7 protein-coding genes and 1 pseudogene are annotated in these 10771 nt (G+C 22.9%); all 8 read left to right on the plus strand.

The features are described 5' to 3' along the window. The first annotated feature begins 4 nt into the window (after positions 1-4). The 8 genes and pseudogenes from MBIO_RS01460 (at position 5) to MBIO_RS01490 (ending at position 10716) form a co-directional block, all read left to right on the plus strand. Positions 5-448 (plus strand): hypothetical protein, encoded by a 444-nt coding sequence (locus MBIO_RS01460; protein WP_013526660.1) that lies wholly within the window; start codon positions 5-7, stop codon positions 446-448. A 105-nt stretch (positions 449-553) separates the two neighbouring features. Next, complete coding sequence (locus MBIO_RS01465) at positions 554-2074, plus strand: hypothetical protein (protein ID WP_041594198.1); 1521 nt, start codon at positions 554-556, stop codon at positions 2072-2074. A 92-nt stretch (positions 2075-2166) separates the two neighbouring features. Then, positions 2167-2475 (plus strand): hypothetical protein, encoded by a 309-nt coding sequence (locus tag MBIO_RS01470; RefSeq protein ID WP_015510823.1) that lies wholly within the window; start codon positions 2167-2169, stop codon positions 2473-2475. A gap of 2 nt (positions 2476-2477) precedes the next feature. Beyond that, complete coding sequence (locus MBIO_RS01475; protein ID WP_013526663.1) at positions 2478-3860, plus strand: Mbov_0396 family ICE element transmembrane protein; 1383 nt, start codon at positions 2478-2480, stop codon at positions 3858-3860. Positions 3861-3862: 2 nt separating this feature from the next. Further along, positions 3863-4465 (plus strand): hypothetical protein, encoded by a 603-nt coding sequence (locus MBIO_RS04985; protein WP_015510824.1) that lies wholly within the window; start codon positions 3863-3865, stop codon positions 4463-4465. A 12-nt stretch (positions 4466-4477) separates the two neighbouring features. Further along, a pseudogene (locus MBIO_RS01480) lies at positions 4478-6592 on the plus strand (Mbov_0397 family ICE element conjugal transfer ATPase); the annotation flags it as partial. Positions 6593-6633: 41 nt separating this feature from the next. Further along, positions 6634-10287, plus strand: coding sequence for a hypothetical protein (locus MBIO_RS01485; protein ID WP_013526665.1), 3654 nt, complete (start codon positions 6634-6636; stop codon positions 10285-10287). 75 nt (positions 10288-10362) lie between these two features. Then, positions 10363-10716 (plus strand): hypothetical protein, encoded by a 354-nt coding sequence (locus MBIO_RS01490; RefSeq protein ID WP_015510827.1) that lies wholly within the window; start codon positions 10363-10365, stop codon positions 10714-10716. The last annotated feature ends 55 nt before the right edge of the window (positions 10717-10771 follow it).

Genomic DNA, 10771 nt, shown 5'->3' on the forward strand with positions numbered 1-10771 from the left:
TATTATGCAAGAAAAAGATCAAAATTCTGAAGTTTTTTCAAAAGAAAATAATACAATCCCAAAACAAATTCCAAGCACAGTTTATACTTTAGAAAGCACTATACAAGTGCCAATAACAAACTTTACTAAAAAAAGAATTTTTTGATTAGTTAATTTTTGATTCCTATTTACTTTAATTCTTTTTTGTATCATATTATTACCTATTTCTTTAGTGCTAGCAATTAATTCAGAAGATGTTTTACTATTAAAAATGTCTTCTAAAGCATTGCTGTGAACTTATACTATCATTAATGTTGTAATTACTGTTTTTGTTTTTTATAGATTTGTTTCTTTATGAATTATTGCATCTAAAATGCATAAGAAACATACATTAGATATACATAACAAAAAACTAGGTATAAAAGCAACATTATGACCATTTATTAAATATAACAAATTAATTAGCTAATTTACTAAAAACACTGTTTTATAGTATTTTTAGATTATCTTTAATTAAAGATTTATTTTAATATAAATATAAAGTATAATATTTATATAGCAAATAAGGAGCAATATGAAAACTAAAAAGATATGATTAAAGACAATATTACCAACAATAACATTACCAATTGTAACTGCTTTAACAGCAACTAGTTGTAATTGGTTTGCTTTTCCTATTAATCCACCAAAACCATCTAAAAACCCAACTATAAAAAAGGAAAATGCAGAAGGTTTTAGTGATAAAAAAGTTATTTCTGCCAAAAAATCTATAAGACCAGAAATTAAAGATTTTAAAAATATTGAGTTTTATATGGGAGATAAAAACTTAGCTAATCATGACGGAACACTATGTGCAAATGTTAAGAATTGATTAGATTTTCAAGTTCCTGGTTTCTTCTACTATGGAATATATTTAAAAACATTAATTAGTGGAAAATATTTAAAAGAAAACTTAAATGAAACAGACCTTTTATCTATTAACACTAGAAAAGAAAGATTAATTAATGAATTGAAATATTTTGAAAATAAAAAATTTGAAGTTTTAGACAACAAAGAAGAAGTAGAAAAAAACCATAAAAGTCCAACATATATTTATAAAAATTACATTGAATGTGTAGATGCTTTAGGATATTTTATGGAAAATTATAAAGATCCAGACTTAAAATGAAAGAAAGAAGATCTTTTTTTAAGTGATATTAACTTTTGCATTGAAACTTCTTTTAGTAAGAAAACTTGACCTAACTTAACAAAAGATGAATTCATAAATTTCTTTAAAGATAATGCAGTTAGATTTTATGATAGATTAAACAATAAATATGGTTACTCAATTAACTATGAATCAACTCATGGAAAATTGTCATCATTGAACTCAAAACAAATTCAAGCACTAGATAAAATTTATCTAATGATGGAAGAAGCAACAAGAGCTTTTTATAGAGTAAAGCATTTTGAAAATTTATGTAAACCATACAACACAATAGGTAATCAAATCAACTTATATGTATCAATGATTAATTTATTTAAAAACTTGTATAACTTAAAAATTGATACTAATAAAACATTAAAAGAACAATTGCAAGATTTAAAACCTGAAGTTTTAAGAGCTTTAGAGAAATCAAAAAATGCATTAAATAAATTATTACCTATTATTGATTCTGGTTTTGGATCGTGAAATTGAAAAGCATATACTAATATAGCTTTTCAACATAAAGCAGACAAACTTTTTGGTTCTAAAGAATTATCTAAAGATGCTCCTTTATATTGATTATTTGAAGCTCAAAATGAAGAATGAGATCATTCACAAGCAAAATTTATTGCTAATGAAGTTATGTATTATTTAAAAGAATTTCTTTTACCTTTAAGTAAATTATTAGAAGTAAACTATGATTTAGAATCTGTCATTTGAAAACAAATAGATTTCTTATATGACGTCGCTAAATTAGATGCTAGAACATTAACAAAATTTGAAACAAAAAATAAACCTGTTAATTATGCATCAGCAACTGATGAAGAATTAACAAATAAATTTAAACAACTCCAAGATACTTATAAAATTTTTGGAGATATCTCAAGCTCAGACTTGAAAATAAAATAAAAAATACAAAATAAATATTTAGTTTGATAAAAAGCAAGAAAAATACAAGCACTATTTCTGATAGTGCATTTTTTGCTTTTGGAAAGGAAAAAATGAAAATAACATCTTTATATTATGCAAACAATAATCCAGGAATATCAGTATTAAAAAATACATCGACTTATGTACTTGATGAATTTGTAAAATACTCTGCTATTATTTTTGGAATTTTGTTTGCAATTGCATTTGTAACATCAATAATCACAATTGCTATGAATGCTGCATTTACTTCAAAAGGCAACAATACTCCTGCAAAGCTAAAAAAGGCACTAAATGGTTCTTTAATTTCTTGTGGTGTTCTTTTAGCATTATTAATTTTGGGGCCTGGACTATGTGGTTTAATTTCTAATTCATTGAAATAATTATGTTTAAAGACCTTTTTTGATGGCTTTTATTTAAATTATATCAAGCCCCTTGATTTATATTAATTGGTTTACCCTTATTTATTATTAATAGTTTATCAAAATTAATTAATTTTGTTTCTTTTGATTTTCTTAATTTAATGATTTTTGGTAAACCACTTTCTAATATTAATAGTTATGAAGATTTAAAGGTATTGCCTGGTGCATTTATTGGCATAGCTATATTTAGCATTTGTTTATTTTTTATAATCTTAGCAATTAGTGCTTTTAAGCTTTCTTATAATAAAAGTAAAGAAAGCTTTCAATCATTTAAAGCAAGTTTGAAAGCTATAATACCTAATTTAGTTTTTATAATAGTAATACCAATTTTAATTTGAGTATTTACATTTTTTGCAAAATATGGCATTAATGTATTAAACACTGTAATTAGTGGTGGTCAAGAAACAAATGAACTTGGTAATTTAATTTATCAATCAGTTGCTCCTGAGCCTAGATTTATCGATCCATTTTCGATTACTTTTGAAGAATTTATGAAAGATGAGTTGAGTCTATTAAATTCAAATATGGGGAGCTTATTTTTAAATAGCTTCATAGCTATTTTTGCTTTATATATTGTTGGCAATATAACAATCAATATAAGTATCAATGTTTATCAAGCTTTTTTCTTATTTATTCAAGCTCCTTTAATTAGTGTTGTTTCTATTGAAGATGGTGGTAAAAAATTAAAAGTTTGAAAACAACAATTCTTTTCAAAAATGTTAGCAATTATGATTTTGAATTTATCAATTTCGTTTATGGTCTTATTTTTTAGTGGCGCATCAAAAATCATTAAGCCTATGTCAGATGCAACAGGTATTGATAGTGGCATTTGTGCCTTGATTGTTTACACAGGTGCATTAATTACTTCATTATCATTAAATAAAGTTATGTTTGGCATATTCGGAGTTGAATATACAAGTTATCTAGGGAAATTTACCAAAAAATTAGCTGCAAAAGCAACAAAAAAAATTTCAAAACGTAAATCTAATTCAAAGAATAATTCATCTTCAGAACCTGAAACCACTTCGCAAACAGATTATCATCCTACAGGGAACGCAAAAAATGCTGAGTTGATTATAATAATGCAAAATAATAATCAAACAAAAAAACCAGAAACCACTCCACAGACTATAGGTGCCGCAAAAAAAGCTAAAAAACCCGAAACTCTAAATGACTGAAAAAAAGAATTAGCAAGTACACAAAAACAAATGGATCAATTGTCTAAAACTCTTCGAGGTGAAAAAGACCTTAAAAAAACATCCGAAATAAGCAAAGAATTAAGTGAGTTAATTGAAAATGAATCATCCATTAAAAGAATAATAACAAGCATGGAAAGGAAAAAATAAAAATGAATCAAAACAAAAAAATATCATCATTAAAATTAAATATTTGAAAAAATTTAAATATTTATGATGCAATAATTATTCTTGGAATTTCAGGTTTTTCAGCAGCTTTAGGCTTTGCTAATGGATTGCCTTTGTGAATAAAAATCATTATATTTTTAGTGGCTTTTTGTTCTTTAATTTGGTTAATTATTCCAAGCAAAAAACATAACTGTAGATTATATGTTTTAATACTAAGAATATTAAAATTTAAATCTTCAGTAAAAAAATATAAATTAAACAGTTCAAATGACACAAAACTTTTAATACCATTTAAAAGAATAATTGACAATAAATATGTTGAAACATTTTCATCAGTAGGAAAAGGATTATTTACAGTTTTTAAGTTTTATGGTAATAATATTTATTCTAATAATAGGGATGATAAGGTGGCGTTTTTTTCTCAACTAATTAATGTTTTAAATTCAATTGAAACAAAATTCACTTTTGTAAAAAAAACTTCTTCAGTTAACATTGATGACAATATTAAAATTAATGAAAATCTCTATAAAACAATTGATTTGGTAAAAACCAATGATGTTGTAAAGAAACATTTCATTTATAGTTAAAATGATTTTGAAAGTCTTAGAAATATTGAAAACATAGATGTCTATTATTTAGTTATCTATGCTAATGAAATGAATAAACTTAAACAATATGAAAATGAATTTATTAAGTCTTTTGAAACTACAAAAATACCACTTAATGTTGTTACTGGTATGGAATTAATAGACTTTGCTAATATGATTTTTAAAAAAAATATTTCAAAAAGTGACAAACAAAATTATTTTGTTGAAGAATTGGATACTGAATTAACAAAAGAACTTGATATGAAAATGCAAGGTCAAAAGTTAAATGATAAAGTAATTAAAAAACTTCAAAGTGACAAAGAATACAAATTAATTTCTTTATTAGCACCAGAAAGAGTTGAATTTAATTCCAAATACATAAAAGTTGATAATGAGTATTTATCATTTCAAACTTTAGTTGATTTTAACTCTTTACAAATTAATGAAGGTTGAGCTTGTGATTTATTTAACAGTGAATCTTTAGTTATTTGAAACTTAAAACCTATTAATGAATCCACTAAACAAAAAATACTTGATAAAGCTATGTCATTAAATGAAGCAAACGCTGAAACTAAAAGTAATTTTAAAATGCAAAAAATCAGTGTAGAACAAAAAGTTCTAGATGAGTTAGTAGATTTTATTAATGTTCAAAAAATGAATTTATTTGATTCTAATATCATTTTTGTAAATCAAAGTAAAACCTTAGAGGGAATAAAAGATTTAGAAACTAAAAATGATATAAATGCTAAAAAAGCATTTGCAAATGTTTATAAAATGCATTATTTACAAAAGCAAGCATTGCAAAATTCAATTTTTATCAAAGATGATTTTCTAAATAATGGAATTGAAATGAGTTCAAGAAATATAGTATATGGTTGACCTTGAATTTCTAATTCTTTAAATGATGGTAATAACTTTTTATTAGGTTTTACAACAACCTCAAGTAGTCCTGTGATTTTTGACTTATTTAAAAAGACAAAAGACAGAACATCATTTTCAATGATAATTTGAGGTGTGCCTGGTTCAGGTAAATCAGCAACTACCTCTAAAATAGCTTTGCATCAATTTGTAGTAGGAAATGAAGTTATTATCATTGACCCTCAAAGAGAATACAAAGACTTATGCAAAAAATTAGATGGTAACTGAATAGAAATGGGTAAAGGATTAGAAACAAAAATTAATCCATTACAAATCAATTATGAAATTGAAAAAGATAATATAAAAGTCAGTGATGAATTATTAATTAGTAATCATACAAAAATGGTTAAAGAATTTTTCTCATTACTTTATCCAGATTTAGATGCAAGAGATTTAAGAGTAGCTAATTTTTTATTAAATGAATTTTATTTATCTAATAAGATAAAAAATATTCAAAAATTAAAAAACACAGATTTTCCAACAATGAAAGACTATATCAAATTTTTAAAATCATATAAATTTAAAGACAAAAAAGCAGAGCTTTATTACAAAGATTCATTAAATAAATTGTCAATAATTTTTGATCAAGATTTCAATAATAATGGCATTTTTTCAAATCTTTATAATGGGCATACAAATATTAATTTTAATAAAACTTTAACAGTAATAGATACTTATAACTTAATTAATAACATTGCTTCAAATGAGGGACAAGCATCATTATATTTGATACTCTCATATGTTAGAAACAGAATATCAAATAACTTTTTTGAAAACAAAACTAGAAAAATTTGTCTTATTGTAGATGAAGCTCATAGATTTATTAATGCTAATAATATGTCATCATTAGAATTTTTATTTGACACAGTCAAAACAATAAGAAAATATAATGGTTCTGTCATTCTAACTACACAAAATCCAAGCGATTTTGAATTAAGTGATGAAGTTATGAACTTAACTAAAGGGATGGTTGAAAACATACAATACACATTAATTTTTAGACAAAATCAAAATGGTGTCAATGCTATTAGTCAAATGTACAAATCAAAAAATGAATTAACAAATTGAGAAAAGAATTTTTTAACATCTGCACCTATAGGAAATGGAATGTTTTCAATAGATAATAAAACAAGATTTCAAATTAGTATTTATTACAATCAATTCGAAAAAGATATGATTTACAAATCTGGTGATTTAAGTAACATTTAAGCAATAATACTATAAAACAGTGTTTTTGGAGAAAGGATAGTATGAAAAAATTAAAAAATTTTTTGCTTGGTATTTCATCTACAATTCCAGCTTCTGGAGTATTTTTGATATCAAGCACTAATTCTAAAAATGAAGATAGTTTTAATAATTGAAATGAAAGTATTAAAGATAAATGCCCTATAAAAAATGCTAACTGAGAAGAAATATTTGATATTTTAAAATCTAAATTACCATACAAAAAAGATATTGAATTGGTATCTTATTCAGGTATGAAAGATAATTTAAATTCAAAATTAAAACTAAATAAATTCAGTGGTGAAAAAACTCCTAAAGAAGAATTACTTCAATATTGAAAAAATCTTGACATTAATTTAGCACTAAATAATTATTTAAAAAACAAAAGCATTAATAAAAATGAATTTTTTAAATTTGATTTTGAAATTGTAGAAAATCAATATTTAAATATTTATTTAATTAATGAAAATGTTAATCTTAATAAAACAAGTAGATATTTATTGATTAAAAATCAAAAAATAAAGTGAAAACTAAGTTCTGATATTTCTCAGTTAAATTGAAAAGAAAGATTAATAATAAATTATGGATATAGTTACAAAATAAATAATGATGGAACAATACAAATAAAGCAATCTAAATCAAAAAATATAACTTCAAATGAAATTATTTGTGAATATCCACCAACAGAAATTTATTTTGTTTCACCACAAAATTTACAGGAAAAATTTGAAATTAGAATTGAAAGTGAAAATGGCGAAAAAATTGTTACTTTAAACAATAATGAAATTTTTTATAGTGCTATTGATATAAGGAAAATTGTTAAAAATAAATTAAATTTTTCTAATAAGCTTTTCTTAATACATGAAGATTCAAATGGCATTAAAGAAAAAATTCAAATCAAATTTGAAAAAAGTGATATATCAAACACAATTGATTTAAAATATCCGAATTGAAATCCTGATTTATTAGAATACAAACAATTTATAAGCAAAAATGAATTAAATAAAGATGGCAATGAAATTAAAGATGCTAATGGGAATCCTGTACCATCAAAAAAATATGACCCTGGGATCGATCCTAAAACAGGACTTAAATCAGAAATAGTTTGATTAAATTTTAATGAATTTCATGATTTTTTGAAAGAAAACATAAAAAACTATTGTTCTGTCTTAATAACAGAAAAAGAATCTAAATTTCTTTACGAATTCATGAATGATAAAAAATTCCGCTGAGTTGAGTTTTTAATAAATTATGAAATTTTAAAAGAAGAATTTGATCTTTTTGATAGATGAAATAATGAGGGCATTGGCCCATATCCTAATGAGGGGCGCTACATTGGAAAAAATATTCCTTATGATGAACAAGAAAAAAATATCAAAATTCTATATGAACTACGAGATTTATATGCCAGAATACAAGATTCTGGCATTGATAAATCTGAATCAATAAACATAGATAGATATTTCGAATTAAAACAAATCGTAAAAAAATATAAAAATCATTTTGATTCAACTAATTGTAGATTGCCTTTTGGTTCATTTTATTTAAAATATAAAAGTAATAACTCATCTGTATTAGCAGAAGCTATTAAGACTCAATATTTGACTATTAATGCAAATTCAAATATTTTAATAAGAGAATTAAAACAAAACTCAATAGGAAAATGAGAATTTGTAAATGATTTAGAAAATATGGAAATATCTAATTTAGCTCCAGGAAATGAAATCAAATTAACAAAAAATGGTTTTTATTTAATATATGACATATCACTAGATAAAACAAATATTAATAAATTTAAAATTGTTTGAATAGATAATAATAGTACTACATATACAAAACCTAGTTATTTAACAGAAGAAGCAAATTCTCCATCATTTATCAAAAAATTTTGAAGAAATAAAAATCTTAAAGTTTCAAATGATTTTGAAAAATACTTAGCCAAGAAAAAAATTATTGATTTAAACGCAACAAAAAAAGATCTTGACAAATTAAAATATGATGATATTTTTAATGAGTATAATAATTTTTTAATTGAAAAATCTTTTGAAGAAAATTTTGAAATCAAACCAGAAATTAACATTAACAAATTAAGACAAGATTTTAAAACAAATGAACAATTTTTAAATTATATAAATCAAAAGGATAATGAAGCTAAATTTATTGAAAATTATGTTATCTCAAAAAATAAAGAATTTTTAACAATTAAAAACTGTTATTTTGATTCTAAAAGTAACTTAATTAAAGTTGTTATTGATTTAAAAGAAAATGCTAGCTTAAATAGTTTTTTTATTAGAAGAAAAATCTTTAATATCAATTTAGAATTGAAACCTATTTTTATTAAATTTAATAATATTAATATTGAAGAACATATACCATTCAATGTATTTGTTAATGAGTTAATTAATAATTTTAATAATTTGATTGAATCTGCTAAAGATATAAATAATGAAGACATTGACTTGAATATTATCGAATTAAAAATTTTGAAAGAAAGTGATGAAAATCAAATAATAGTTAAAGCTATATCAAAAGATGCAAATTATTATATAGCTAATAACGATACATATACATACAATGTAAATTTACTTAAATCAGATTATAGCTATTTATTGAATTTTAATCCTGGAACTTTAAATGTTTTTGGTTTAAAAGATAAAGAAGAAATAAAAAAATACATTAAAGAACTATTAAAAAATTATTTAATCCAATACAATGAAAAAATTGATCAATCTCTTTACAAAAAAATTACAATAGATGATATTAATATATCGTTTAATGATGAAGAGTTAAACAAAATAATTAATCCAAAAGATGATGACATTTATTGAAATAAAGATGAAAATATTGCAAAATTTACAATAAACTTCAATAATAACTTTAAAACTTATCATCCTTGCACACTCCATGTTATCAACAATGCTCTAGATGACGATTTTAATTGACCAGAAGCAGGCTTAACTGTAAAAGTGAATGTTGATATGGAAAACAAAAAAGACCCTGTTAAAATGGCTCAAATTAAAAATGAGACTATTAGACAAGTTAGAGAAAAAATAATAGAAGAATTTAAAAAGAGAGCTCCAAAACTTGAAATTGATAAGTTATATACTATTGATTTTACCGATTCATTTTTCAATAATTTAGATTTAGCTATCGGAACAACCTTAACTTTAAAAGGCAAGCATTTTATGTTGAAAAACCCTTATACAGTTAATGTTATAAATACTCATTCATCAGCAAACAAAAAATTAAATTTAAAAGACTTAAATTTTGAAGTTATTACTTTAAGTGAAAAGAATTTAAATGATTTCAAAAAAGCTTTAAATGAAAAAATTATTGATATTCTCAAAAAAGAAAATTATCCTGCTAAAGAAATAATCAAATTAATTGAATTTAAATTATTAGAAAACCAAAAGTGAGATTCTTTCTTTAGTAAAATTGGCAATAATGAATTAAAAATGATGATTCAATTAAAAGAAGAATCAAATTTAATAAGTGGAGATAAAGAATTTAAATTAATTAATATTTTTACAGAAGAAATGTTAAAAGAAGCTTTAGAAATTAAGTCTAAAAACAAGAAAAAATTACTTTCATGACTAATTCCAGTAATTATTTTAAGTGTTGCTGGAATTATTGCAACAGTTATTGCAATATGATATAGAAAGAAGAAGAAACGTTTATAGATTAAGCCTATAGGCTTCTTTTTCTATTTCTGTGATTTTACTAAAAATACTATAAAACAGGCTTATAATAAAAATATGAATTTACAAGATAAGCAAAATTATTATGAAAGTAATTTGAATTTTTCATTAAGTTCATTAATTATGAATGATGAAAATTCATTAAATAAATTCATTGCTATTAACTTAATCAAAAATATGATTAACCAATTAATTAATTATAAATATAGTGATGAAAGAAAAAGTAAATATAAAGCTCATGATGTGATTATAAGAATTGTGAGATTTGAAAATTTTACATTTAAATTGAAAGTAGAAACATATAAAGATAAAACAACAAATAAGTTGCATACATTTTATCCTGATTATTTAAATTTTGGATCATCTATATGTGAAGATGAAAAAGAAAGAATTCAAAATTATGCTGGTTAAGATAGAATCACTTATTCCAGAATTGCGAGCAAATACAATGTAAGCAAAACTCAAA

The sequence above is a fragment of the Mycoplasmopsis fermentans PG18 genome, from assembly GCF_000209735.1.
GTDB lineage: Bacteria > Bacillota_I > Bacilli_A > Mycoplasmatales > Metamycoplasmataceae > Mycoplasmopsis > Mycoplasmopsis fermentans.